This window comes from Lacticaseibacillus suilingensis (assembly GCF_016861845.1).
GTDB lineage: Bacteria > Bacillota > Bacilli > Lactobacillales > Lactobacillaceae > Lacticaseibacillus > Lacticaseibacillus suilingensis.
The window spans coordinates 14,238-39,925 of record NZ_BOLV01000002.1 but is presented as its reverse complement, the minus strand read 5'-3'; the positions used below and the strand labels follow the sequence as shown (position 1 = coordinate 39,925).

23 protein-coding genes are annotated in these 25,688 nt (G+C 54.0%); 21 read left to right on the top strand and 2 right to left on the bottom strand.

Features of this window, described 5'->3' with window-relative positions:
• The first annotated feature begins 1 nt into the window (after position 1).
• Together budA and JUF11_RS01550 are read left to right on the top strand one after the other, a co-directional pair.
• Entirely contained in the window at positions 2 to 703 is a 702-nt protein-coding gene (budA, locus tag JUF11_RS01555) for an acetolactate decarboxylase (protein WP_204118026.1), read from the top strand.
• Positions 704 to 770: 67 nt separating this feature from the next.
• Positions 771 to 1,214 (top strand): GNAT family N-acetyltransferase, encoded by a 444-nt coding sequence (locus JUF11_RS01550; RefSeq protein WP_204118025.1) that lies wholly within the window; start codon positions 771 to 773, stop codon positions 1,212 to 1,214.
• Between the two features lie 58 nt (positions 1,215 to 1,272).
• Here the strand turns inward: JUF11_RS01550 and JUF11_RS01545 are convergent, their stop codons facing one another.
• On the bottom strand, positions 1,273 to 2,655 hold the full coding sequence (locus tag JUF11_RS01545; protein ID WP_204118024.1) for an amino acid permease: 1,383 nt from the start codon (positions 2,653 to 2,655) through the stop codon (positions 1,273 to 1,275).
• Positions 2,652 to 3,305 carry a lysophospholipid acyltransferase family protein gene (locus tag JUF11_RS01540; protein WP_125579619.1) on the bottom strand — a complete coding sequence of 218 codons (654 nt, stop codon included), beginning with the start codon at positions 3,303 to 3,305 and terminating at the stop codon, positions 2,652 to 2,654. The genes JUF11_RS01545 and JUF11_RS01540 overlap by 4 nt, the downstream gene beginning before the upstream one ends.
• Positions 3,306 to 3,407: 102 nt before the next feature.
• Here JUF11_RS01540 and JUF11_RS01535 point away from each other — a divergent pair, with 102 nt between their 5' ends.
• From JUF11_RS01535 to truB, 19 genes are all read left to right on the top strand, one after another.
• Positions 3,408 to 4,148, top strand: a complete 741-nt coding sequence (locus JUF11_RS01535) for a tRNA1(Val) (adenine(37)-N6)-methyltransferase (RefSeq protein WP_204118023.1) — start codon at positions 3,408 to 3,410, stop codon at positions 4,146 to 4,148.
• The gene (locus JUF11_RS01530; RefSeq protein ID WP_204118022.1) at positions 4,141 to 4,404 is read left to right on the top strand and encodes a GIY-YIG nuclease family protein; all 264 of its coding nucleotides are present in this window, start codon (positions 4,141 to 4,143) and stop codon (positions 4,402 to 4,404) included. The genes JUF11_RS01535 and JUF11_RS01530 overlap by 8 nt, the downstream gene beginning before the upstream one ends.
• A gap of 424 nt (positions 4,405 to 4,828) precedes the next feature.
• On the top strand, positions 4,829 to 5,623 hold the full coding sequence (gene rpsB / locus JUF11_RS01525) for a 30S ribosomal protein S2 (protein ID WP_204118021.1): 795 nt from the start codon (positions 4,829 to 4,831) through the stop codon (positions 5,621 to 5,623).
• A gap of 84 nt (positions 5,624 to 5,707) precedes the next feature.
• Positions 5,708 to 6,583 carry a translation elongation factor Ts gene (tsf, locus tag JUF11_RS01520; RefSeq protein ID WP_125579623.1) on the top strand — a complete coding sequence of 292 codons (876 nt, stop codon included), beginning with the start codon at positions 5,708 to 5,710 and terminating at the stop codon, positions 6,581 to 6,583.
• Positions 6,584 to 6,732: 149 nt separating this feature from the next.
• The gene (gene pyrH, locus JUF11_RS01515; RefSeq protein WP_204118020.1) at positions 6,733 to 7,452 is read left to right on the top strand and encodes a UMP kinase; all 720 of its coding nucleotides are present in this window, start codon (positions 6,733 to 6,735) and stop codon (positions 7,450 to 7,452) included.
• 1 nt (position 7,453) lies between these two features.
• Complete coding sequence (gene frr / locus JUF11_RS01510; protein WP_125579625.1) at positions 7,454 to 8,011, top strand: ribosome recycling factor; 558 nt, start codon at positions 7,454 to 7,456, stop codon at positions 8,009 to 8,011.
• A gap of 146 nt (positions 8,012 to 8,157) precedes the next feature.
• Complete coding sequence (gene uppS / locus JUF11_RS01505) at positions 8,158 to 8,898, top strand: undecaprenyl pyrophosphate synthase (RefSeq protein ID WP_236000359.1); 741 nt, start codon at positions 8,158 to 8,160, stop codon at positions 8,896 to 8,898.
• 24 nt (positions 8,899 to 8,922) lie between these two features.
• The gene (locus JUF11_RS01500; protein WP_204118019.1) at positions 8,923 to 9,717 is read left to right on the top strand and encodes a phosphatidate cytidylyltransferase; all 795 of its coding nucleotides are present in this window, start codon (positions 8,923 to 8,925) and stop codon (positions 9,715 to 9,717) included.
• An 18-nt stretch (positions 9,718 to 9,735) separates the two neighbouring features.
• On the top strand, positions 9,736 to 10,977 hold the full coding sequence (gene rseP / locus JUF11_RS01495) for an RIP metalloprotease RseP (RefSeq protein ID WP_204118018.1): 1,242 nt from the start codon (positions 9,736 to 9,738) through the stop codon (positions 10,975 to 10,977).
• Between the two features lie 27 nt (positions 10,978 to 11,004).
• The gene (locus tag JUF11_RS01490; RefSeq protein WP_204118017.1) at positions 11,005 to 12,711 is read left to right on the top strand and encodes a proline--tRNA ligase; all 1,707 of its coding nucleotides are present in this window, start codon (positions 11,005 to 11,007) and stop codon (positions 12,709 to 12,711) included.
• A 129-nt stretch (positions 12,712 to 12,840) separates the two neighbouring features.
• Positions 12,841 to 17,172 carry a PolC-type DNA polymerase III gene (locus JUF11_RS01485; RefSeq protein ID WP_204118016.1) on the top strand — a complete coding sequence of 1,444 codons (4,332 nt, stop codon included), beginning with the start codon at positions 12,841 to 12,843 and terminating at the stop codon, positions 17,170 to 17,172.
• A gap of 811 nt (positions 17,173 to 17,983) precedes the next feature.
• Positions 17,984 to 18,457, top strand: a complete 474-nt coding sequence (rimP, locus tag JUF11_RS01480) for a ribosome maturation factor RimP (protein WP_204118015.1) — start codon at positions 17,984 to 17,986, stop codon at positions 18,455 to 18,457.
• Between the two features lie 36 nt (positions 18,458 to 18,493).
• Positions 18,494 to 19,636 (top strand): transcription termination factor NusA, encoded by a 1,143-nt coding sequence (gene nusA, locus JUF11_RS01475; protein ID WP_125579631.1) that lies wholly within the window; start codon positions 18,494 to 18,496, stop codon positions 19,634 to 19,636.
• 11 nt (positions 19,637 to 19,647) lie between these two features.
• Positions 19,648 to 19,947 carry an RNase P modulator RnpM gene (gene rnpM, locus JUF11_RS01470; protein WP_125579632.1) on the top strand — a complete coding sequence of 100 codons (300 nt, stop codon included), beginning with the start codon at positions 19,648 to 19,650 and terminating at the stop codon, positions 19,945 to 19,947.
• A complete protein-coding gene (locus JUF11_RS01465) occupies positions 19,944 to 20,243 on the top strand; it encodes a YlxQ-related RNA-binding protein (RefSeq protein ID WP_204118014.1) in 300 nt (99 codons plus the stop codon). The genes rnpM and JUF11_RS01465 overlap by 4 nt, the downstream gene beginning before the upstream one ends.
• Before the next feature lie 23 nt (positions 20,244 to 20,266).
• Positions 20,267 to 23,068 (top strand): translation initiation factor IF-2, encoded by a 2,802-nt coding sequence (gene infB, locus JUF11_RS01460; RefSeq protein WP_204118013.1) that lies wholly within the window; start codon positions 20,267 to 20,269, stop codon positions 23,066 to 23,068.
• 27 nt (positions 23,069 to 23,095) lie between these two features.
• Positions 23,096 to 23,449 (top strand): 30S ribosome-binding factor RbfA, encoded by a 354-nt coding sequence (gene rbfA / locus JUF11_RS01455; protein ID WP_204118012.1) that lies wholly within the window; start codon positions 23,096 to 23,098, stop codon positions 23,447 to 23,449.
• 556 nt (positions 23,450 to 24,005) lie between these two features.
• Entirely contained in the window at positions 24,006 to 24,761 is a 756-nt protein-coding gene (locus JUF11_RS01450; protein WP_204118011.1) for a TerC family protein, read from the top strand.
• A 2-nt stretch (positions 24,762 to 24,763) separates the two neighbouring features.
• Positions 24,764 to 25,684: a tRNA pseudouridine(55) synthase TruB gene (gene truB, locus JUF11_RS01445; protein WP_204118010.1), complete on the top strand. Its 921-nt coding sequence runs from the start codon at positions 24,764 to 24,766 to the stop codon at positions 25,682 to 25,684.
• Positions 25,685 to 25,688 lie beyond the last annotated feature (4 nt).

Genomic DNA, 25,688 nt, shown 5'->3' with positions numbered 1-25,688 from the left:
GGTGAATAATCAGCTTTTATATCAACATGGTACGTTAGGCGCCTTGGTGCCTGGCTTGTTTCAAGGCACGTTGGCCATTGGCGAGTTACTCAAGCACGGTGATACCGGAATCGGTACCCTCACCGGCCTTGACGGCGAACTGATCATTATGGATGGAGTCGTCTACCAAGTCAGTGCCACTGGCCAGGTTATGGTGATCGAAAACGGCGCGGTGCCATTCGCCAACGTTCACTTTGCCGCCTTCAAATCTGCTGGTGACATCAGGGGTGCGGCCGCTACCGCGCAGCAGCAAATGCTAGCAGCCCTTGGCACCCATAATTTATTTGCGGCGGTGCAGGTCCGCGGCACCTTTGCCCACATGACCACGCGCGCAGTGAAGGCGCAGCAGCGGCCTTATCCTGGCCTGGCGGCGACAGCGGCGGATCAAGCCGTTTTTACCCGTGAACAGGTGGCAGGCACCTTGCTGGGTTACTGGTCGCCGCAGTTGTATGCTGGCATGGCCTCGCCGGGGTTTCACCTGCATTTTCTGGCAGATGACCATCAATTTGGCGGCCATGTGCTGGACTACACAGTGGCGGCCGGCACCCTGCAGACGCAGGTGTTTAGTGATATCCAGTTGCACCTGCCAACCGCTGATTCAGAATTCCTAAACGCCGATTTAGATGGTGATTTGTTAGGGGATATTACCAAGGCAGAACACTAAAGACAGTCACACTCGGTGGCGTTTCCCCTGGCCTTTTCGTATACTGAAGGCAAAGGGGGACTGACCGATGATTAGAGCGTTGAAAGTTGAGGAATTGCCCCAGGTGGTGCCGATGTTTCATGATTACTATGCCTCGAGCACGGTACCCCATCAGTTTATGGATGCTGAGCTGCAGACTTTTTTGACCCGCATTCTGACCCAACACCAAGGCGCGCTATTGGTGGCTGACTCAGGCGGGCAGCTAGCGGGATTTGCGCTTCTGTATTTAACCTACGAGACCCGGGCCATGAAGCCACTGACCATTTTGAATGACTTATTCGTGGCAGCCCCATTCCGGCAGCAAGGTCTGGCCCGCGCCCTCACCGCCGCTAGCGGCGACTGGGCCAAGGCGCAGGGGTGCGAAGAGATGATTTGGCAAACCCGCACCACCAACATCGGGGCGCAGCACTTGTATGATCAGGTGGCGACCAGGGAAGCAGGCTGGATTCATTACGCCCAACGGCTGGAATAGGCCACAAAAATAGCGTCATCCTTGCGCGAAGGGATGACGCTATTTTTGCGTGCGCAATTTACTTGGCGTGACGGTACCCGTAAGCGAAGTAAATGACCATGCCGATGCCAAACCAGATGAGACTCATGACCCAAGTTTCGGCGCTTAGCTGACTCATCAAAAGCAGGCAGAACAGAAACGAAACAATGGGCACCACCGGATAGCCAGGCACTTGGAAGCCGTGGTTGTCAATTTGCTCATGCTTGCGGAGCGGAATGATCCCTAGACTGACAAAGGCGAAGGCAATCAGGGTGCCGATGTTCACGAGATTGACGAGTTGCGTCAGTGGCACGAACCCGCCCATGACCGCAATAATCAAAGTCACCGTCCACAAGGCGTTGAAAGGCAGCTGGTGGGTGACTTTACCGAACCATTTTGGCAGTAACCCATCGCGGCCAATGGCGTACACCAGGCGGCTGGAGCTGTAGACCATAGTGATCATCATGGTGAACATGCCAGCCAAGGCCCCCACGGCAATGATGCCGCCAAGTTGCGGCTGGTGGATCAGGTTCAAGGCGAAAGTCACCGGGTCAGCCACGTTAAGCTGGGTGTACTTGACGATACCGGTCAGCACCACTGCCACCAGCACGTACAAAATCGTGGCAATAATCAAGGTCCCGATAATCCCCCGGGGCAGCGTCTTCTGCGGGTTTTTGACTTCAGGAGCAGACGCGGAAACGGCGTCGAAGCCGAGGTAGGCAAAAAATACCAGTGAAGCGCCGGCGAGAATCCCTTTAAATCCAAATGGCATAAACGGCTTCCAGTTCATCGGCTTGATGTAAAAGGCGCCAACCACGACGAATAGGCCAATAATGAGTAGTTTGACTAGGACCATGGCTCGGTTCACCGCCATCGAGGTGGTCATGCCGCGTGATAACATCAAGCCGATGATCAAGACCACGATGACCGCCACCAGGTTGATGTAAGTACCATGAGCGGGGTCAAAGGCACCGCTAAGCGCATGGGGGATGCGGAGGCCAAAGCCACTGATCAAATTGGCAAAGTAAGCGGCGAAGCTCGTTGAAACCGCGGCCACTGCCAACATGTATTCCAAAATCAGTGCCCAGCCAATGATCCAGCCAAAAATCTCTCCGAACACAATGCTGCCATACGCATAAGCCGAACCCGCCACTGGCAGTGCCGAGGCAAACTCGGCGTAGCACATCGCAGCTAGCGAGCACACGACTGCGGCCAAAACAAAAGCCAGCGTAATGGCTGGCCCTGAAGTGGTGGCCGCAACGGTGCCGGGTAAGATGAAAATCCCAGTGCCAATCACCGCCCCGATGCCCAGCGCAATCAAATCGCGGGTGGTCAAGGTGCGGGCGAGCTGATGATCGCTTTGCAAGGTTTGGGCGACGTCAGGCTTGCGGGTGAGTTGCTGCCAAAAAGAATGAGGTTTCATTTGACCTTGCCTTCCTCTTTTTCTGCCAAATACTTCTTTTGGTCGGGCACATACTTGAAGTTAGGATCGATTTCTTTGTCGATGGCGTCGAAGGCCTGCTGCATTTTCAGACCCATCTGCGCTGTCATCTCATCGGTTACGCGGCCGGCTGGCACTTCAATCGGCTCACCGAAACGCACCGTGATGCGTTTGCGGAGTAGCACATGGGAGAATTTGATTGGGCCTTGATACACTGCTGGCACAATCGGCACCTTGGCTAGTTTGGCAATTAACACTGCGCCACCTTTGAGGTCGTTAGCATAGCGTGAGCCGGAAGGAAACAGCATCACGGACAGTTGACCTTGCTTTAGCAGGCGTACCGGTGTTTTAATGGCACTTGGACCGGGATTGGCCCGGTTAACGCCAAAGGCATGCATGTGGCGCAAAAACCAGCCAAGTACCGGATTTTCGAAGAGCTCGTCCTTGCCCATCACTGCAAACTGGCGGGGGCTGGCAGCCAACCCGAAAAACACCGGATCGAGCCAAGTACGATGCGGGCCGACTAGGACGTACGGTCCGTCAGGCAGGGCTTCTTTATTTTCGTAATGGGTGTTGCCGTTGATGATCAAAATCAAAATCCGGACCAACCCGCGGATAAATGAATAAAACATCTTTTTTAATCCTTCCATTCAAGACTCGTGGCGCGTCGCCACTAGCATTAAGTTCGATAAATTATACCACAATAGTTGATAGCTGTAGAAAGGACCACTTCAATGACGCAACCAACCCTTCAGCCTGATGAACGCATTGACGAACTCGCCAGTGTGGGCATCAAAATCATCCAAAGCCCCAAGTTATTCGCTTTTTCCTTAGATGCGGTTGTCCTGGCGGCGTTTGCCGAAATTGGTAAGCACAGTCGGGTGGTGGACCTGGCGGCTGGCAACGGCGCCGTCGGCTTATTCGTCGCTAGGCGCACCGATCAGCCGGTGACCTTGGTGGAACTGCAGCCGCGCCTGGCAGAAATGGCGCGGCGCAGTGCCGGCTTGAATGGGCTGGCAAATGTTGAGGTGCTGACGCGCGATCTCAAAACCACCCCGGCAGTTGTGGCCAAGGACTCCGTTGACGTTGTGGTTTGCAACCCGCCGTATTTCAAAGTCAGCCCGCAAAGTAAAACTAACCCTAACGATCACTTAGCGTTGGCGCGCCATGAACTCACCACCGACTTTGCCACGGTCTGTCAAACCGCTAGCGCGCTGCTCAAGTATCAAGGTAAAGCCTTTTTCGTCCACCGCCCTGACCGGCTGCAGGAACTATTAAGCACCATGATGGCCACCAAACTCGCGCCTAAAAAGTTGCGTTTCATTCATCCGCGAGCAAACCAGGAAGCTAACATGGTCTTAATTGAAGGCATTCGCGCCGGTAAACCTGATGGCATTCGCATCATGCCGCCATTGGTGGTTTATGACGAAGGCAGCCACTACACCCCGGAGGTGGAACACTTACTCTATGGATAGCTATTATTTTTACGTCTTGCTCTGCGCTGATGGCACCTTTTACGGCGGCTACTCCACCGATGTTCCTGCCCGCGTCGCCACCCACAACGCCGGCAAAGGTGCCAAATACACCAAAACCCGCCGTCCCGTGCGACTGCTTTATCAAGAAGCCTTCACCAACGAACACGACGCCTTATCCGCTGAGTGGCACTTCAAGCACCAAAGCCGAAAAGCCAAAGAGGCGTTCCTAGATGGCAAAGATGTCAAATGGCGGTAGGATGCTCAAACTGTTGACTAGCCACCTAATTTTAGCCGGCGCATGAGGGTGATTCTACAATGACCGTCAGCATGCCATGGTAGGGCGGGGCAGCCGGAGCAGGCAGGGGCTCAGGGGTGAAATTGTTCTTAGCCAACTGGTTGGCTTAGAACAAGCCGCGACTTTGAGACTCGCAAGGCGAGGCTCAAAGCGCTGGCCACTCCGCTTTCGCCCCTGCCTGCGAAGGCCGCCCCGCCCGGCAGTTTAATCCACGCTCAAGCCCGGCCTTTAAAGTATTTGCATAAACAGAAGTATTTCTGTATAATCATTTGAGTGTGAAAAGCACAAACCACATCAAGGTAAGATTGTCGCCCCGGTGCTTCGGGAGAAGTGGGGCGGCGAGCTGACGACCTTGAGAGGAATAAAACCATATGGAGGACTACACATGTCTGTATTAAGCATGAAACAACTGCTTGAAGCTGGTGTCCACTTCGGTCACCAGACTCGTCGCTGGAACCCAAAGATGAAGCCATTCATCTTCACCGAACGGAACGGCATCTACATCATCGATCTGCAAAAGACCGTTAAGATGATTGACGACGCCTACAACTTCGTCAAGGACGAAGCTGCTGATGGCGGCGTATTCCTGTTCGTTGGGACCAAGAAGCAGGCCCAAGATGCGATTGCTGAAGAATCAACTCGCGCCGGCCAGTACTACGTCAACCACCGTTGGCTCGGTGGGACCTTGACCAACTGGAACACCATCCAGACCCGGATCAAGCGCCTCAAGGACATCAAGAAGATGGCCACTGACGGCACCTTCGACAAGTTGCCTAAGAAGGAAGTTTCCTTGCTGAAGAAGCAGCAAGAAAAGCTGACCAAGTTCTTGGGTGGGATCGAAGACATGCCTCGCATCCCAGATGTGATCTTCATCGTTGACCCGCGCAAGGAAAAGATTGCCGTTCAGGAAGCACAAAAGCTGAACATTCCAATCGTTGCGATGGTTGATACCAACTCCGATCCAGATGATATCGACGTTATCATCCCATCAAACGATGACGCGATTCGCGCCGTTCGTCTGATTACCGCCAAGATGGCTGATGCCATCATTGAAGGCAACCAGGGTGAAGACCAAGACGACCAGCAAGACGTTCAGGCACCAGCTGAAGACGCCAAGGCTGACTCGATCGAAGACATTGTTGAAGCCGTTGAAGGCGACAACGATAACCAAGCAAAATAATAAATAAGTAAGACTCAGTCGTCTGTGCTTTGCAGCAAATGCAGGCGCAGGCGACTTTTTTAGACAAAACAAGGAGGAACTACAATGGCGATTACTGCTAAACAAGTCAAGGAACTACGCGACCGCACTCAAGTTGGGATGATGGACGCCAAAAAAGCACTGGTGGCGGCTGATGGTGACATGGAAAAGGCCATCGACGTTCTGCGCGAAAAAGGGTTGGCGAAAGCGGCGAAGAAGAGTGGCAACATTGCGGCTGAAGGCTTGACGGCCATTACCGTTGATGGGAACACTGCTGCTATCATCGAAGTGAACTCCGAAACCGACTTTGTGGCTAGCAACGATAAGTTCCAAAACTTTGTTCAAGCAGCCGGCGCTGCGATTGTTGCCGGCAAGCCAGCTGACTTGACCGCTGCCTTGGCCCTGGATGTTGACGGCCAGAGCCTGGATGATGCCGCTAAGGCGTTGACCGCTGTCATTGGTGAAAAGATCGACCTGCGTCGGTTCACCGTCGTGGAAAAGGAAGACGGCGACCACTTTGGCGCCTACCTGCACAATGGTGGCCAAATTGCCGCTTTGGTCACTTTGGCTGGCGGCGATGATGAAACCGCGCGTGATATTGCGATGCACGTGGCGGCGATCAACCCAACTTACCTTGACCGCAGCGAAGTGCCAGCTGATGAACTGAAGAAGCAAACTGACATCTTCACCAAGGAAACCCTTGATGAAGGCAAGCCTGAGAAGATTGTCCCACGCATCGTTGAAGGCCGGGTTAACAAGTGGCTGAGCGAAAGCTCCTTGGTTGACCAGGAATACGTCAAGGACCCAGACCAAACGGTTGCCCAATTTGCCAAGAGCAAGGGCGCTACCGTGAAGGGCTTTGTCCGTTACGAAGTCGGCGAAGGTATCGAAAAGAAGCAAGATAACTTTGTTGACGAAGTGATGGGTCAAATCAAAGACTAAGACTTAATGCAAGCAGCTTCCCCGCAAGAGGAGGCTGCTTTTTGCTAGGATGCAGGTGGTCAAGATTTTGATAATTCCCCCGGCGAAAGCCCAGCGGTGGGGTTGAATATGGTAAACTAATACCAGCAAATAAGAAGGGACAATTCATCATGATCAAATATAAACGCATTGTACTGAAGGTGAGCGGTGAAGCCTTAGGCGGCGCGAACGGCTTTGGCATTCAGCCCCCAGTGATTAAATTAATCGCTGAACAAATTAAAAAGGTCCACGAACTGGGCGTGCAGATTGCCATCGTTTGTGGCGGCGGCAACATCTGGCGCGGTGAAACCGGCGCGCAGATGGGCATGGAGCGCGCGCAGGCGGACTACATGGGCATGCTGGCAACGGTGATGAATGGCTTGGCGCTGCAGGATAGCCTGGAAAACCTCGGCGTGCCAACGCGGGTGCAAACCTCCATCGAAATGCGCCAAATCGCTGAACCTTACATCCGGCGCAAGGCCGTGCGGCACTTAGAAAAAGGCCGGGTCGTAATTTTTGCTGGCGGCACCGGGAACCCATACTTCAGCACGGATACCACCGCTGCTTTGCGGGCGGCTGAAATTGATGCCGATGTGATCTTGATGGCCAAAAACGGGGTCGATGGGGTCTATTCTGCCGATCCCAACAAGGATGCGTCAGCGGTTAAGTTTGAAGAATTGACCCACATGGACATCATCAACAAAGATTTACATGTCATGGATTCCACGGCTAGCACGTTGTCGATGGATAATGACATTCCGCTGGTCGTTTTCAACCTGAACGATCCGGATAACATCAAGAAGGTCGTTGAAGGTGAAAACATCGGCACGACCATCAAAGGGAGAGAATAACATGGCCAATCCAATCATTGCTGAAGCGGAAACGCAAATGAAGAAGACTGAAGAGGCACTGGGCCGCCAGCTGGGCAACATTCGGGCCGGCCGGGCCAATGCTAGCTTGCTCAACCGCATCACGGTCAGTTACTACGGCGCGGACACGCCGCTGAACCAAATCGCCGCCATCACGGTGCCAGAAGCGCGAGTGCTGTTGATCACGCCTTACGACAAAACGGCGCTGAAGGACATTGAAGCCGCACTGAATGCCAGCGACCTTGGCATTAACCCCGCGAATGACGGTAACGCCATTCGCCTGGTGGTGCCACAGCTGACAGGGGAACGCCGGCAAGAAATTGCCAAGGAAGTCGGCAAGTACGAAGAAGAAGCCAAAATCGCGATTCGCAATGTCCGGCGCGACGCCTTGGACAAGCTCAAGAAGCAAGAAAAGGCCAGCGAAATCACGGAAGATGATTTGCACCGCGATGAGAAGGCCGTTCAAAAGGTGACCGATGCCTCAGCCAAGCGGCTTGAAGCGATTGCCGCTGAGAAGGAAGCCGAAATCAAAGAAGGCTAATTGCCCGCGGCTGGCCAGCGCGCTCCCATTTTTGGAGGCCGCCTGGTCAGCTTTTTGATTGGGCACGGCGGGCGTTGCTGTTTAAACCGCCTGATTTCTGCTACAATCAATAAGACTATAAGCGTTTGGGAACAGGAGGATTCAGTGTGGCAGAGTTAGCGCATGCGTTAGACCCGGCGCGGATACCCGCCCATGTCGCCATTATCATGGACGGCAATGGACGATGGGCCAAACAGCGCCATTTACCGCGAGTGGCCGGCCATAAGCAAGGCATGGAAACCGTTAAAACCATCACCAAAGCGGCCAGTCGCCTCGGGGTGAAGGTGTTGACGTTATACGCCTTTTCCACTGAAAATTGGAAACGGCCGACCAGCGAAGTCAGTTATCTGATGCGGCTGCCGGTGGATTTCTTCGGCACCTTTATGCCGGAACTGATTGAAGAAAACGTGCGCGTCATGGTGATGGGAGAATTGGCCGCCCTGCCGGCCAAAACCCAGCAAGCCGCCCGCGCTGCCATGGCGGATACCGCGGCCAATACCGGTATGATTTTGAATTTTGCCTTGAATTATGGGGGCCGCGACGAATTGATTCAAGCCACAAAGGCGATTGCAGCCGAGGCAGCCGCAGGCAAACTCGACCCCAGCGCCATTGATGCTGAAACCGTCGCTGACCATCTGATGACGCAGCCCTTAGGTGAGCTGGCCGATCCAGACCTGTTGATTAGAACCAGCGGCGAAGAGCGCATCTCGAATTTCTTGCTCTGGCAGTTGGCCTACAGCGAGCTGGTGTTTACCGATACATTCTGGCCAGATTTCACGGCTGAGACATTGCAAGCTTGCATTGCCGATTATCAAAGTCGTGATCGGCGCTTTGGCGGACTTAAATAAGCGAAACATGGAGGGTTATCTTTAATGAAACAGCGAATCATTACCGCGGTCGTCGCGTTGGCGATTTTTATCCCGATTCTGATTTTAGGTGGGATCTGGCTTGAAATTGCTGGGTCGGCCTTGGCCTTGGTGGCTTTATCGGAAGTCTTTATCATGCGCAAACGGATTATCGTTTCGTTTGATTTTCTGATTTCTGCCATCGGGATTTTGGCGGTAACCTTGCCGGACAACATGATGGCTTGGGTGCCAAGCTTCATTTCGCGGCTGGATATCGTCTATGTGGTGGTGGTGCTCCTGCTGCTGCACACCGTGGCCAGCAAAAATCGGGTCACCTATGATGATGTGGCAGTGTCGACCTTATCGATTTTCTACATCGGCACCGGGTTTCATTATTTGATTGCGGTCCGCAACAGTCTGGCCGGCGGCTTAGATACCTTGCTGTTTGCCATGATCATTGTGTGGCTCACTGACTCCGGGGCTTACTTTGTCGGTCGCGCCTTGGGCAAACATAAACTGTGGCCTGCCATCAGTCCCAACAAAACTTGGGAAGGGAGTATTGGCGGTAATGTGGTGGCGTTGATTTTTGCCGCCATTTACCTGCAATTCTTCCCGCAAGCGTATGGCTTCTGGCCAATGATGGGGATTGCCTTGGCGCTGTCGATTATTGGCTCCTTGGGCGATTTGATCGAGTCCGCGCTCAAGCGCTTCTATGGCGTCAAAGACTCTGGCAAGATTTTGCCTGGGCACGGCGGCATTCTCGATCGCTTTGATAGCCTGCTGCTGGTGCTGCCGATGATTCACTTCTTCGGTATTTTGTAAGCCGGAAAGGAACGATTCATGACTACCATCATTCAATTTTTGATCGTCTTTGTCATCTTAGTGCTGGTCCATGAATTCGGACATTTCATTTTTGCTAAATGGTCCGGGATTTTGGTGCGCGAGTTTTCCATCGGCATGGGCCCCAAGCTCGTCGCTTGGCACCGGCACCACACCACCTACACCTTGCGGCTGCTGCCATTGGGCGGGTACGTGCGGATGGCGGGTTGGCAAGACGAAGATGATGAAATCAAACCCGGCACGATGCTCGCCATTGAAACCAATGCCCAAGGCGTGGTCAGCCGCATCAACTTAAGTCAAAAAACCACCTTGCAAGGCGGCATTCCGGTGCAGGTCGATCATGTCGATTTGGTGCACGCCCTTGAAGTCAGCGGTTATGCCAACGGCGACGAAAGTGAACTGAAGACTTGGCGGGTGGATCATGATGCGACCATCATCGAAGAAGATGGCACGGAAGTCGTGATTGCCCCAGAAGATGTGCAGTTTCAAAATGCCAAGTTGTGGAAACGGATGCTGGTCAATTTTGCCGGGCCGTTGAACAACTTCCTGCTGGCAATTGTGGTGTTCATCGGCTTAGGCTTGGCCAACGGGGTTGCAGTCACCAATACCAACCAAATCGGCCAAATTGAGCCGAATTCTCCGGCCGCCGTCGCTGGGCTGAAAGCCGACTCGCATCTTCAGACCATTGCCGGCCAAAGAATCAACAGCTTTGAAGACATCGGCCCGATTCTGGCCAGACATAAAGGGGAGCCCATTAAGCTGGTGGCGACCAAGGCTGGGGTTACCCAGCGCCTGACCATCACCCCGACCAAGCAAGGCACCATTGGGGTGTACACCGCCGTCAGTCACAATCCGCTTGGTGCCATCAAGTATGGCTTCACCGCCAGTTGGGGGGTAGCGAGCTCCATTTTCCATGTGTTGGGACAAATGGTCACCGGCCACTTCTCGCTGAATCAATTGGCGGGGCCAGTGGGCATCTACACGATGACCGCCTCGGCCGCTAAAGCTGGCATCGCGTCTTTGGTCGTGTTCTTGGCGGCGCTGAGTGTCAACTTAGGCATCATGAACCTGATTCCCATTCCAGTGCTGGATGGGGGCAAGCTGCTGCTGAATCTGATTGAATTGATTCGCCGTAAGCCGCTGAAACAAGAACACGAAAGTATGGTGACCCTGATCGGGGCAGGCATCATGTTCGCCTTAATCATCGCCGTGACCATCAACGATATCATGCGCAGTTTTTAATCGAAATGCTTTGGAGGCAAAAAGTTAATGAAACAATCACGAATGTTCATCCCGACCGTTAAAGAGGTACCTAGCACAGCGGAAGCCAAGTCGCACCAAATGATGCTGCGCTCTGGCTTTATTCGCCAGGTAGCGGCTGGCGCTTATGCCTATTTGCCGCTCGCTGACCGGGTGTTGGCCAAAATTGAAAAGGTCATCGATGCTGAAATGACCAAAATCGATGCCGTAAAAATGCGGATGCCTAGCCTCTTGCCAGCAGAATTGTGGCAAGAATCCGGCCGGTATGAAACTTACGGCCCAAATTTGTTCAAGCTGAAGGATCGCCATGATCGCGACTTTATTCTCGGCCCGACCCACGAAGAAACCTTCACTGATTTGGTCCGCAATGACCTGAACTCATACAAGAAGATGCCGCTGGTTTTGTACCAAATCCAAACCAAGTATCGCGATGAGGATCGGCCACGTTATGGTTTGCTCCGTTCTAGGGAATTCATCATGGAAGATGTCTACTCCTTCACCGCGAACTTGGAAGACTTGGATACCATTTATAACCAGATGGAAAAAGCCTACACCAACATCTTTAACGAACTCGGCTTGGATTTCCGGGCCATTGTTGGGGATGGCGGCGCGATGGGTGGTAAGGACTCTAAGGAGTTCTCCGCCATTGCACCGATTGGGGAAGACACCATTGTTTATTCGGATGGTTCTGACTATGCGGCGAACCTCGAAATGGCCACCAGTATGACCGTGCCGACGCCTAGCCACGAAGACCTTGGGGAGCTGACCACGGTTGACACCAAAGACGCCAAAACCATTGCCGAAGTGGCAGAATTCTTGGCGATTCCTGCCAGCAAACTGATCAAAGCAGTGCTGTTCATCGCCGACGAAAAGCCGGTGCTGGCTTTGGTCCGTGGCGACTACGACGTCAATGACGTCAAGCTGAAAAACCTGCTGAATGCTGACTTCTTAGATATGGCCACGCCGGACCAAGTTGAACAGTATATGCACTGTGAAATCGGCAATATCGGGCCGGTGAACGTTGACGAAGACGTCACCATCATCGCTGACAACAGTCTGACCGGCAGTGCCAATATGGTGGCCGGCGCCAATGCTGCCCACCAGCATCTGCAGAACGTCAACCTTGGCCGTGACTTCACGCCAGCCCAAACCGCCGACATTCGCTTTGTGACGGAAGGGGAGCTGTCTCCAGATGGCGAAGGGGTCCTGCACTTCACCAAAGGCATCGAAATCGGCCATATCTTCAAGCTAGGTACCCGCTATACTGAAGCGATGGGGGCCAACTTCTTGGATGAAAACGGCCGCGCCAAGCCGATTATCATGGGTTCTTACGGCATCGGGGTGTCGCGTTTGCTGTCAGCGATCGCGGAACAAACCCTCGATGAACACGGTCTGGTTTGGCCGCGAGCCGTGGCGCCATTTGACGTCCATGTGGTGCCGGTTAACTTGAAGAAGCAAGACCAAGCCGATCTCACGGCGAAAATCACCAAGTTGCTGGAAGCAGCCGGCTATGAAGTGTTAGTCGACGATCGCAACGAACGTCCTGGGGTCAAATTTGCGGATGCCGATCTGATTGGCTTGCCAGTGCGGGTCACGGTCGGCAAGAAAGCCGCGGATGAAATCGTGGAACTCAAGCTCCGTAAATCTGGTGAAACCCTGGAAGTAAAAGCCGACGAGCTGACGGCTTCCTTAAAGATTTTGCTTGATCAAGCCTAGAGTGCTGAGGACGCCTGCATCGCTTTGATGCAGGCGTTTTTTGGTGGTTTGGCCCCCAGTGAGGGCGGCTTGTTCAATCACTGGTTTCGGGTTACGATAGTTGCATGACAAAAAAGGAGTGTGGCCGATTTGGCACTATCGAAAGAGGAAATGTTTGCGAAGCTGGTCGAGCAGCTGCAATTGCCGCAGCAAATTAGCGAAGATGACAGTTTAGCCCACGCAAGCGTTGAAACGGTCACGGTGCATAGCCAAACCAAGCGGTATGACTTTACCCTGAATACCGACCAAGTGTTGCCTTATGCCATTTATGTTCAGCTTGAGGCACATCTGACCGCGGCGTTCAAAGCCATCGCCCAAACCACCCTGCACATCAAACCGCGCCAGGTGGACCTAGGCGCTGACAAGTTGTCCGCTTATTGGTCTTATGTTGTGGCCCATGCCCAAATCGAGTCTGCGATTGTGCAGGAAACCTGTATGCGCCAAACGCCGCAGTTTGACGACGGCAAAATCACACTCACAGCGGAAAACGAACCGGTGCGAGGCTTTTTGATCAACCAAGGGCTGGGTAAACTCACCGAAACCTATGCGCAAGTCGGTCTCCCTGGGGTCAATTTGGTGGCCCGGGTGGATGCTGGGGAAACGCAGGCCAAATTGGCGGCTTTTCAGGCGCAAAAAGCCGAGCAAGCCGCGGCCTTGGCTAAGCGGGCGCAGGCGGTGGTGGCGCAGCGCGAACAAGCACCAGCCGCTGGCAACGGCCCGATTCAGCTTGGCCGCAACATCAAGGCCAGCGATGAACCGACGCAAATGGTGGCCATCACCCAAGAAGAGCGGTCAGTGGTCATCGAGGGTTATGTGTTTGATGCCGAGGTGCGGCAGCTGCGCTCTAAGCGGTCACTCTTGATTTTCAAAGTGACCGACTACACCTCTAGTTTTGTGGTGAAAAAATTTAGCAATGACGCCGATGATGAGGCGGCGTTCGAACGCATTAAGCCAGGGCTTTGGCTGCGCATTCGCGGCAGTGTTCAGGAAGATAATTACTCGCGTGAGCTGACCGTGAACGCGCAAGCCATCGAAGAAGTGCACCACGCTGCGCCCCAAGATACAGCGGAAGGTGAGAAGCGCATCGAGCTGCATTTGCACACCAACATGAGCCAGATGGATGCCATGCCTAGCATTTCTGCTTATGTGGCGCGCGCCAAAGCCTGGGGCCACTCTGCCATTGCGGTGACCGATCATGCCGGGCTGCAAGCTTATCCAGAAGCGCATACTGCGGCGACCAAGGCCGGACTGAAAATGCTCTACGGCGTTGAGGTCAACTTGGTGGATGACGGCACGCCGGTGGCTTATCAAGCCGAAGCGCCGCGCGATTTGGAATCAGACACTTATGTCGTGTTTGATATCGAAACCACCGGGCTGTCTGCTGTTTACGACAAAATCATCGAACTGGCCGCCGTGAAGATGAAAGACGGTAAGGTGATCGATAATTTCGAGGAAATGATCGACCCAGGGTTCGCGTTGTCGGAAACCACAATCAATTTGACCCATATCACCGACGAAATGGTGCGCGGCTCCAAGTCTGAAGCCGACGTGCTCCATTTATTCCGCCAGTTCTGTGAAGGCACCATCATGTGTGGCCATAACGTCACTTTCGACGTGGGCTTTTTGAACACGGCTTACCAACGGATGAACGAAGAAACCATTCAAAATCCAGTCATTGATACGCTGGAGCTTTCACGGATGCTGCATCCGGAACGGAAAAATCATAAACTGGATACGTTGAGTAAGGCCTACAAAATCAGCCTGAATCATCACCACCGGGCCAACGCTGATGCCGAGGCCACCGGTTATTTGATGTATGCCTTGGAAAAAGAAGCCAAGAGCATGTACGACATCACTAAGCTCAATGAACTGAACTCCCGCATTGGTGAAGACGATGCCTACAAGCAAAGTCGGCCAGTGCATGCGGTGATTATGGCTAAGACCCAAGCCGGGCTGAAGAACCTGTTCAAGCTCGTCTCACTGTCGAATGTTAAATACTACTACCGCCTGCCGCGGGTGCCGCGCAGCCAGCTCCAGAAGTTGCGCGAAGGCCTGATGGTCGGCTCCGGCTGTGCTTCCGGCGAAGTATTTGTGGCGGCCATGCAAAAAGGGTATGCCGAAGCCGCCGCCAAGGCCAAGTTCTATGACTACCTGGAAGTCCAGCCGCTGGCCAACTACCAGCCGTTGATCGAAGGCGGCTTAATTCAAGGCCAGGCCCATTTGCAAGAAATCATCAAGCAAATCATTAAAATCGGCCAGGAACAAGGCAAACCCGTGGTGGCCACAGGGGATGCGCATTATCTTGATCCCACCGATGCGATTTATCGCAAGATTTTGATTCACAGTCAAGGCGGAGCGAATCCGCTGAATCGCCACGAGCTGCCAGATGTGCATTTCCGCTCGACCCAGGAGATGCTGGATGCTTTTGCCTGGCTGAAAGATGACCAGTTGGCGCATCACTTGGTCGTGGAGAACACGCATCAGGTGGCGGACATGATTGATGATGACATCACCCCGGTTAAAACCAAGCTCTACACGCCGGACATTCCCGGTGTGGAAGAACACCTGCAAAACGATGTGATGACCACGGCGCACCGGCTTTACGGCGATCCGCTGCCAGAAATTGTGCAGGCGCGGCTCGATAAAGAGCTCAAGAGCATCATCGGCAATGGGTTCTCGGTGATTTATAACATTGCCCAGCAGCTGGTTTTAAAGTCGAACAAAGACGGGTACTTGGTTGGTTCTCGTGGTTCCGTCGGTTCCAGTTTAGCCGCGACCATGTCTGGGATTACCGAAATCAATCCGCTGCCGCCGCATTACCGCTGTCCTGAGTGCCAGTACTCGGAATTCTTTACTAAAGGGGAGTATGGTTCCGGGTTTGATTTGCCTGACAAGCAGTGCCCAAAGTGTGGGGCTGAGTTAGCCAAGGACGGGCAGGATATTCCTTTCGAAACCTTCCTCGGCTTCCATGGTGATAAGGTGCCTGATATCGATTTGAACTTCTCCGGGGACTATCAACCAGTGGCTCATAACTACATTAAGGTGCGGTTCGGGGAAGATCACGCTTTCCGGGCCGGGACCATTGGCACCGTGGCGGATAAAACCGCATATGGTTACGTCAAAGCCTACGAACGCGACACCGGGCAGATGCTGCGCGGGGCGGAAATCGATCGCTTGGCCAAAGGCGCCACTGGGGTCAAGCGCACCACCGGTCAGCATCCAGCGGGGATTTTGATTGTGCCGGCGGATATGGATATCTACGACTTTTCACCGATTCAGTACCCAGCTGATGATCAAACCGCGGCTTGGAAAACCACCCACTTTGATTTCCACTCGATTCATGACAACATTTTGAAAATGGATGTGCTGGGGCATGATGACCCAACTATGATTCGCATGCTCCAAGATCTCTCTGGGGTCGATCCAAAGTCGATTCCCATGGACGACCCTGGCGTCATGTCCCTGTTTTCCAGTCCGGAAGTCCTAGGCGTAACCGAAGAGCAAATCAATTCGAAAACTGGGACGCTGGGCGTGCCAGAATTCGGGACCCGCTTCGTGCGGGGGATGCTGGAAGAAACGCATCCGAAGAAATTCTCTGAACTGCTGCAGATTTCAGGCCTGTCTCACGGCACGGATGTGTGGTTGGGTAATGCCGAAGAGCTGATTCAGCAAGGCAAAGTCACCATCAAAGAAGTGATCGGTTGTCGTGACAACATCATGATGGACCTGATTCACTGGGGCATGGATGACTCCATGGCCTTCAACATTATGGAACATGTGCGTAAAGGCCGTGGTATTCCTGACGACTGGCAGCAGGCGATGCGGGACAACCCCAATGTGCCAGACTGGTACATTGATTCCTGCCTAAAAATCAAGTACATGTTCCCGAAGGCCCACGCGGCCGCGTATGACCTCATGGGGCTGCGCATTGCGTGGTTCAAAGTGTACTTCCCGCTGGTGTACTACGCTTCCTATTTCTCTGTCCGCGCCGAAGATTTCGACCTGGTGGCGATGAGCCACGGCAAAGAAGCCACCAAGGCCGCTATCAAAGCCATTACCGATCAAGGTAACGACGCCTCCGCCAAGGAAAAGAGTCTGCTGACGATTTTGGAACTGGCGAACGAGTGTCTGGAACGCGGGTTCAAAATCAAAATGGTCGACATCAACCACTCTGATGCGCATGATTTCTTGATTGTGGATGATCACACGCTGCTGGCGCCATTCCGCGCCGTGCCAGGCTTGGGCGATAACGTTGCGAAGCAAATCGTGTCAGCCCGGGAAGAAAAGCCATTTCTGTCGAAGGAAGACCTCGCCAACCGCGGCAAGGTTTCCAAGACGTTGATCGATTACATGACTGAAAACCATGTGCTAGATGATTTGCCGGATGAAAACCAGCTGTCCTTGTTCGATAACCTGTTCTAGCCCTTCTGTGGCTAGGTGGGGGGCTCCGCTTGGGGCGCGAGGCCTGCGGTGCGGCCGGTTGGAGCCATAGAGCGGTCTCCAACCTAGTTGTGAAGCCGCAGTCGCTACGCTCCAGTGCGTCTTCACAACTGCCGCGAAAATTAGCCTTTAGCCTGCCAAGCGCGCAGGTTAAAGGCTAATTTTCGTTTCACGGCTGGCCTCGTGCCCCAAGCTACGCCCGCGTGACCGGCAGCAGAGAAGTAGCGGCGAGAAAGGCGGGATTCCTTTTGCCCGACAATTGTTAGCCAAAATCCAAATTTCTAGGTTGAACGGCCAGTGTGGGTGTTTCATGAAGAGTAAGAAAGCGCGAATTTAACGCTGCCTCGGGTGATTGATGTGTTATCCAGCGGGTGCGAGTGGGGTGGCGGCGGGCGAGGGGCAGCCGCGAAACAGTTGGCTCACGAGGAGACTGCGCAGCAGGCTGCTCCTGAGCCAACTGGGGGCAACGATGAGACAGCGTTGAGCGCGATAGCGCGATGCTGGCTCATCGTTGAGGCTGGAGACCGCCCTATGGCTCCAGCCGGCCCCCGCAGCCGCCCCTCGCCCAGAGCCACCCCGCTCGCACCCGCGGCCCGTCTCACTAAGCTTCAATAGTAATCGCGTTTGCAAAAAGGCCTATTCTATGGTAAGTTACATCTAGTAGTTAAATCCTTTGAAAAGGAGTGAGCAGAGATGCTCACTCTTTTTCTTGGAAAGTAGGCGTCAGGCTGCCTAAGCCTAGCGCCTTAGGCTAGGTAGTAGCACGCACAAACAACCAAAAGGGGGGAAAGACTTGAGCACGGTTGTCGATACAGTGAAAACGCTCGTTGATCCAATTTTAGAGGCAAACCACTTTGAGCTGAGCGATATCGAGTTCGTCAAGGAAGGCGGCAGCTGGTACTTGCGGGTCTATATTGATAAGCCAGGCGGCATCACATTGAATGAATGCGTGGCGGTGTCAGAAAGCTTGTCTGAGCAACTTGATGCGATGGACCCTGACCCGATTCCACAAGCCTATTTCTTAGAGGTTTCCTCACCAGGCGCAGAACGCCCGCTCAAATCTGAGCAGGATTTTGAAAATGCCATCGGTGAGTATATTCATATCTCACTGTTTCAAAAGCTCGATGGGAAAAAAGTGTTCGAAGGCACTTTGAAGGCTTTAACGGCCACCGAGCTGACGTTAACGTTGAAGGACAAGGCCCGCCGGTTCGACCAAGTGTTTGACCGCGCCACCATTGCCAACGCCCGGTTAGCGATTGAATTTTAATCCGGCGGTTTGCCGCCTGGTAAAGGAAGGATCAACATGTCAAAGGAAATGATTGAAGCGCTTGACGCCCTTGAAACTGAAAAAGGAGTCAAAAAAGAAGTTGTGATCGACGCGTTGGAAGACGCCTTGGCCTCAGCTTACAAGCGCAATTACAACCAGGCCCAGAATGTGGATGTTGAGTTTGACGCCAAAAAAGGCGACATTCACGTTTATGCGGTCAAGGAAGTGACTGAAGAAGTCTTCGACTCTCGGCTGGAAGTGAGTCTCAAGGAAGCATTGAGTATCAACAAGGCTTACGAAGTCGGCGATAACATTAAGTTTGAAGTGACCCCGAAGGATTTTGGCCGGATTGCCGCCCAAACTGCTAAGCAGGTCATCATGCAGCGGGTGCGCGAAGCAGAACGCGGCATTATCTACGACGAATACTCTCAGTATGAAAATGAAATCATGACTGGGGAAGTGGAGCGCCGCGATAACAAGTTTATTTATGTGAACCTCGGCAAAATCGAAGCGGTCCTTGGCCGCCAAGACCAAATGCCGAATGAGCAATATGAACCTCATGACCGCATCAAAGTGTTCGTGACGAAGGTGGAAAACACCAGCAAGGGCCCCCAAGTCTTTGTCAGTCGCACCAACCCTGGTTTGGTCAAGCGGTTGTTTGAACAAGAAGTGCCAGAAATCTTTGATGGTACGGTCGAAATCGCTGGTATCGCGCGTGAAGCTGGCGACCGCACCAAAATTGCGGTGCGTTCGACGAATCCATCCGTTGACCCAGTCGGCACCACGGTTGGCCCGCGTGGGGCGCGCGTGCAGGCAGTGGTGAACGAACTGTCTGGCGAAAACATGGATGTCGTTCAATTCGAAGAAGACCCAGTTGACTACATTGCCAACGCCTTGAACCCCGCCCAAGTGATTGCGGTGCAGTTCAACGACGAAGACAACGACCGCTCTTGCACGGTCATTGTGCCAGACCACCAGTTGTCTTTGGCCATTGGTAAAAAGGGTCAAAACGCCCGGCTGGCGGCTAAGCTCACTGGCTACAAGATCGACATCAAGGCCGAATCCGACGTTGAGTTTGTCGATGATGAAGAACTCGAAGAAAACGATGAAGCCCTTGAAGAAGCAACCGTTGACTTGCCTGATGATGATCAAGCAGCGTCTGATTCGGCTGCTGAATAGGAGGCCGTCGCATGAAGAAACGGAAAATCCCGATGCGCAAGGATCTCTTGTCGGGCGAAATGTTTCCGAAGAAATCCTTGGTGCGCATCGTGAAGCAACAAGATAACACTGTTGCCATCGATCCCACTGGTAAAGCAGCCGGTCGCGGCGCCTATGTCGCGCTCGATCCAGCCGCTGTTCAAAAAGCAAAAAAGAAGCAACTGATCGAAAAAGCCTTCAGCATCAAGATTGACCCCAGCTTTTACGATGAGTTGTTCGCCTATGTTGACCATCAAAAGGCTCGCCAAGAGCTTTTCGGCGATCAAGCATGAATAAGCAGCAAGCGTTAAACTTGCTGGGGCTCGCAAAGCGCGCCGGCCGCCTGGTGACAGGCGAAGGGTTCGTCCTCGGTGCCATCCGCGACCAAAGCGCCAAACTGGTGCTGGTTGCTAGCGATGCCTCAGCGAATACCCGGAAAAAGTTTTCCGATAAAAGTGACTTCTATGCAGTGCCCATTTCCTTTGCCCTCAGTGCTGAGGAATTGACTGATGCCATTGGCAGTCAGCGGTCGCTGATTGCCGTTCAAGATAACGGCTTTGCCAAGAAGTTACTGAAGCTGCTCACCTAAAAATTAACAGGGAGCGTGAAGAAATGGGCAAACAACGAGTATATGAATTTGCCAAAGCAATCGGGGTACCAAGCAAAATGGTGATTGACACCGCTAAGCAGCAAGGTATCGAATTAAAAAATCACATGTCGACGCTTGACGAAGGTCAGGAAAAGACGCTGCGCAGCGCGTTAGGCAAGTCTAGTGCCACTGCGGCCGCCAAGCCTGCCGCTAAACCGGCCGCACTAACAAAGCCTGCTGCCAAGCCAGCCGAAGCCAAGCCTGAAGCAAAAACGACTGCAGCTAAGCCAGAATCAGCTAAGCCAGCTGTTGCCAAGCCCGCCACTGAGGCAAAACCAGCCGAGGCCAAAAAAGCAGCACCCGGCACGCACCACATGCCGCAAAAAACCGCTGATGGCAAGACGCTGATCAGCAAGTCCGCGATTCGTCGGCCGCATAACACCCAGGCCAATAACCGTGGCAAAGGCCGTTTCGGTCAAGATGACCGGCGCAGCCAGGGCCAAGGTCAAGGTACGCAGGGCAATCGCCCTGCTGGTCGGCAGCAAAACCGGCCGCAAGACCAGCGCAATCCGCGTAGCAACGACCAGCGCAACGACAATCGCAATGGTCGCCGCGACGATCGCCGCGGTGACAACCGCTTCCTGAACCGGACCAGCAGCCCAATGCCACGCGCCGGGCGCGCCACACAGGCGAACGGCAATCCACGGCCAGTCGCTGGGAATGATGAGAAGTTCATCAAGCAGTTGACGGCTAAGAAGGATCGCGAAAAGGCCCAACAGGCGCAAGCCCGTGAAGCCGAAAAAGTCGCTGAAAAGCTGGTGGCTGAACAAAGTCGGCCAGTGACCCCAACGCCAGCACCAACCCCGGCCAAGCCGGCTGAAACGCGCCGCACTGAGCGGCCAAGTGCCAATAGTCGGCCTGCTCGGAACAACAACCAAGGGCGCGGCCGGTTTGATAACAACCGGGGCGGTTTTGGGAACAACAACCGGCGCAATAAGCGTAAGAACAAGCGTCAGATTCAAAGTCAGCCGAAGAAAGAAATGCCACAGCGCAAGGAGCGGCCATTGCCAGAAAAACTCATTTACACTGTAGGGATGAATGCGCAGGATCTGGGCAAGATTTTGCACCGTGAACCCGCAGAAATCATCAAAAAGCTGTTCATGCTCGGCATCATGGTAAACCAGAACCAGAGCTTGGATAAAGATACCATTGAACTCGTCGCTACTGACTATGGCATCGACGCTGAAGAGAAGGTTCAAGAAGACATCACCGACTTGGACAAGATGTTCCAAGAAGAAGTCGATAATAAAGGCACGCAGACGCCGCGGCCACCAGTGGTGACCATCATGGGGCACGTTGACCATGGTAAAACCACCTTGCTGGACAAGCTGCGCCACACGCATGTCACTGCCGGTGAAGCCGGTGGGATCACCCAGCACATTGGGGCTTACCAAGTGCGTCTTAATGATCGTCTGATCACCTTCCTTGATACGCCAGGTCACGCGGCCTTCACCAACATGCGGGCGCGCGGGGCGGATATCACCGATATCATCGTCCTCGTGGTAGCGGCGGATGATGGCGTCATGCCTCAGACCATCGAAGCAATTAACCACGCCAAAGCGGCCAATGCGCCGATCATTGTCGCGGTCAACAAAATCGATAAGCCAGGCGCCAACCCACAGCACGTCACCGAACAGTTGATGAAGTACGAGCTGATTCCAGAAGAATATGGTGGCGACACGATTTTCGTTAACATTTCCGCGAAGTTCGGTAAGAACATCGACGAACTGCTCGAAATGATTCTGCTGGAAGCGGACGTCTTGGAACTCAAGGCCAACAAAGACCAAAAGGCCATTGGGACCGTCATCGAAGCCCGGCTGGACAAAGGCCGTGGCCCTGTTTCCACTGTGCTGGTTCAAGAAGGTACCCTGCGCGTCGGCGATCCTGTCGTCGTGGGGAACACCTTCGGCCGCATCCGGACCATGACCAACGATCATGGCCGCCGTGTCAAGGAAGCCTTGCCATCCATGCCAGTGGAAATCACCGGCTTGAATGACGTGCCGCAATCCGCCGATAAGTTCGTTGTCTTTGACGATGAAAAGACCGCTCGGGCTGCCGGCGAAAAGCGGGCGCAACAAGCGCAAGATCGTGAACGTCAGCAGACGCATCACGTCACGCTGGATAACCTGTTTGAAACCATGAAGGAAGGTCAACTCAAGGAAGTTGACGTCATCATCAAGGCGGATGTACAGGGTTCGGTTGAAGCTTTGGCTGGCAGTCTGCAGAAGATTGAAGTTGAAGGCGTGCGCGTCAACATCATTCACCAAGCCGTTGGGGCTATCAACGAAAGCGATGTGACCCTGGCTTCTGCCTCCAATGCGGTCATCATTGGCTTTAACGTGCGCCCAACGCCGCAAGCGAAGCTGCAAGCCGACGCCGAAGACGTCGACATTCGTTTGCACCGCGTCATTTACAAGGCGATTGAAGAAGTTGAAGCCGCGATGAAGGGCATGCTCGAACCGACCTACGAAGAAAAGGTCACCGGCTCGATCACCGTGCGCGAAACCATTCCTGTTTCCAAGATTGGGACCGTTGTGGGTGGCTTTGTCGACACTGGCTTCATCCGCCGCGACTCCAAGGTTCGTCTGATTCGCGATGGCATCGTGATTTACGAAGGCGAACTGGGCTCACTGCGTCGCTTCAAGGATGACGTGAAGGAAGTCCGCCAAGGCTTCGAACTGGGTCTGACGATTGATGGCTACAATGACATCAAGGTTGATGATCAAATCGAAGCTTACACGATGGAAGAAGTCCCTGTTAAATAGGAATTCAGACCATCAAAGGAGCAGCCTATGAAGCATCGAATTGGCCGCGTCGAAACGCAGATTCAGCGCGAAGTCGATGATATCTTACTCAAAGATGTCAACGATCCGCGGGTCAAAGGCGTCACCATCACCGGCGTGAAGTTAACCGGCGACCTCCAGCAGGCCACGGTTTACTTCAGCGTTTGGAGCGATGATGCAAAGGCCTTGGCCGACGCGCAAGCCGGCTTGGATAAAGCCAAAGGTTTGATTCGCAGCGAAGTTGGTCAGCGGATTAAGTTGTTCAAGGTGCCAACCTTGACCTTCACCCACGATGCCTCCGTTCAATACGGGGCACATATCGATCAACTCCTCAACGAAGTCAAAAAAGACGGCCTCGAATAACCGTCATTGCACCTCCGTAACTGTTATGTTGCGGAGGTGCTTTTTTGTTTTGGGCTGCGGGGCAGGCCGGGGTGGCGCCGGGGCGCGGTGGTCCGGCTGCGGGGGACGGCTGGAGCCACAGAGCGGTCTCCAGCCTCAACGGTGAGCCAGCATCGCGCTGACGCGCTCAACGCTGTCTCATCGTTGCCCCTGGTCAGCACAGGAGCAGCCTGCAAAGAGCGCAGTCTCCTCGTGTGCTGACCGTTTCGCGGCTGGACCACCACGCCCCTCTGCCACCCCGACCTGTCCCGCTAGAGATTGCAAAGCTTTGGTCTCAGCGCTAGGATGCCGTTGGCTATTCTCTAGTCCTCATCGCGGCATTTTTGAAGACGCATCGGAGCGTAGCGACTGCGGCTTTAAAACTAGGTTGGAGACCGGTTTTTGGCTCCAACCGGCCGCACAGCAGGCCACGCGCCCCAAGCGGAGTCCGCCGCCACCAAACCCGCGCCCGCCAAAGATCAACCGTGAGTTCCGGGTGCATGAGCAGGCAGACAACGGTATAATAGAACGAATAAGGATGGTGGCGCGGTTGAGTTTGATTGAAAAATTATATATGCCTTTCTTTGAGGCCACAGATTGGCATCAGGCCGTGATGACGACGCAGGGCTGGATCACAATTTTGACCCTAGCCATGCTCGAATGCCTGCTGTCGGTGGATAACGCCGTGGTGTTGGCAGCGCAAACCAAGTCACTGCCCGACAAGAAGGAACAACATCATGCCCTGATCTACGGCATGTGGGGCGCTTATCTCTTCCGCTTCATCGCTATCGGCCTCGGCACTTATCTGCTGCATTTCTGGGGCATTAAAGCGCTAGGCGCGGCGTATCTGCTGTGGATGTCACTGCATTTCTTCTACGAGCAGCGGCACCCTGATAGCGGCCCTAAGCCGACCACTGTCAAAAAAGGCGCTGGTCACTTCTGGCGCACGGTGGCGCAAATCGAGGCACTGGATATTGTTTTTTCCGTGGACTCGATTTTGGCGGCGCTGGCCATTGATAATAATCCGGTGATTGTACTGATTGGCGGCTGCTTAGGCATTTTGGCTATGCGGTTTGTCGCGCAAGTCATTACGGACTTCATCACCAAGGTGCCAGAGCTGGAAGTGATGGCCTATGTGCTGATCGGCGTGATTGCCTTGAAGCTGGCACTGAGCCTGCCGCAAATCAATGTTGAAGTGCCGAACTGGGCCTTCAGTATTTTCGTCTTCGGCGCGTTTTTCGTGACCTGGCTGGTGCATCGCCAGCATGTCCGCAACGCAGGGGGGAAAGGATAAGCATGGACGGCATTTTACCGGTTTATAAACCCGCTGGCATGACCTCAGCCGATGTCGTCAGCAAACTGCGCTATTTATTGCGCATGAAAAAAGTCGGGCATTCCGGCACTCTTGATCCCAGTGTGGATGGCGTGCTGCCCATTGCCTTGGGTGCCGCGACGAAAGCCGTACCGGCGCTGATGAATCTGGGTAAAACCTACACGGGTTCAGCTACGTTAGGCTTGGCGACGGAAACAGAAGACCTTGATGGGGCGGAAGTCGCGCGTCAGCGGTTAGCCGAGCCTTTCACGGACGGGGCCATTGATGCGGCGCTCGCCACGCTGACTGGCGCGATTACCCAAATTCCGCCGATGTATTCAGCGGTCAAGGTCAACGGCCGGCGGCTCTATGATTACGCCCGCAAAGGTGAAACCGTTGAGCGGCCGCGGCGGCAAGCCACGGTCTATCGCTTTGACCGCACCGCACCCAGCACCTTTGATGCTGCAGCCGGCACTCAGACCTTCAGCTTTGAGGCCCAAGTGTCCAAAGGCACCTACATTCGCACCTTGGCGGTGGATGTGGGCGGCCAGCTCGGCGTACCGGCAGTGATGGCGCAACTGACCCGGATTCAAAGTGGCGGGTTTACGCTGGCTGATACCCTGGATTTGCGGCCTTTGACCCGCGAAACGGCGCCAGCGGTGGTAGCCGCGCATTTGCAGCCGATTGAGTTTGCTTATCCGCATTTGCCTTTGACCGCGTTAGATGAAACCCAGTGGCAGCGGGTGCAAGACGGCCGGGGTTTGACTTTGGCGCAAACCGCACCGCAAGTGGGGCTGACGTATCAAGGCATCCTCAAAGCCGTCTACGAACAACATGAAAACGAATATCGCCCGGCGGTCATGTTTTTGGCCAATGCTGGACTGTCAGACATATTAGGTGATTAAAATA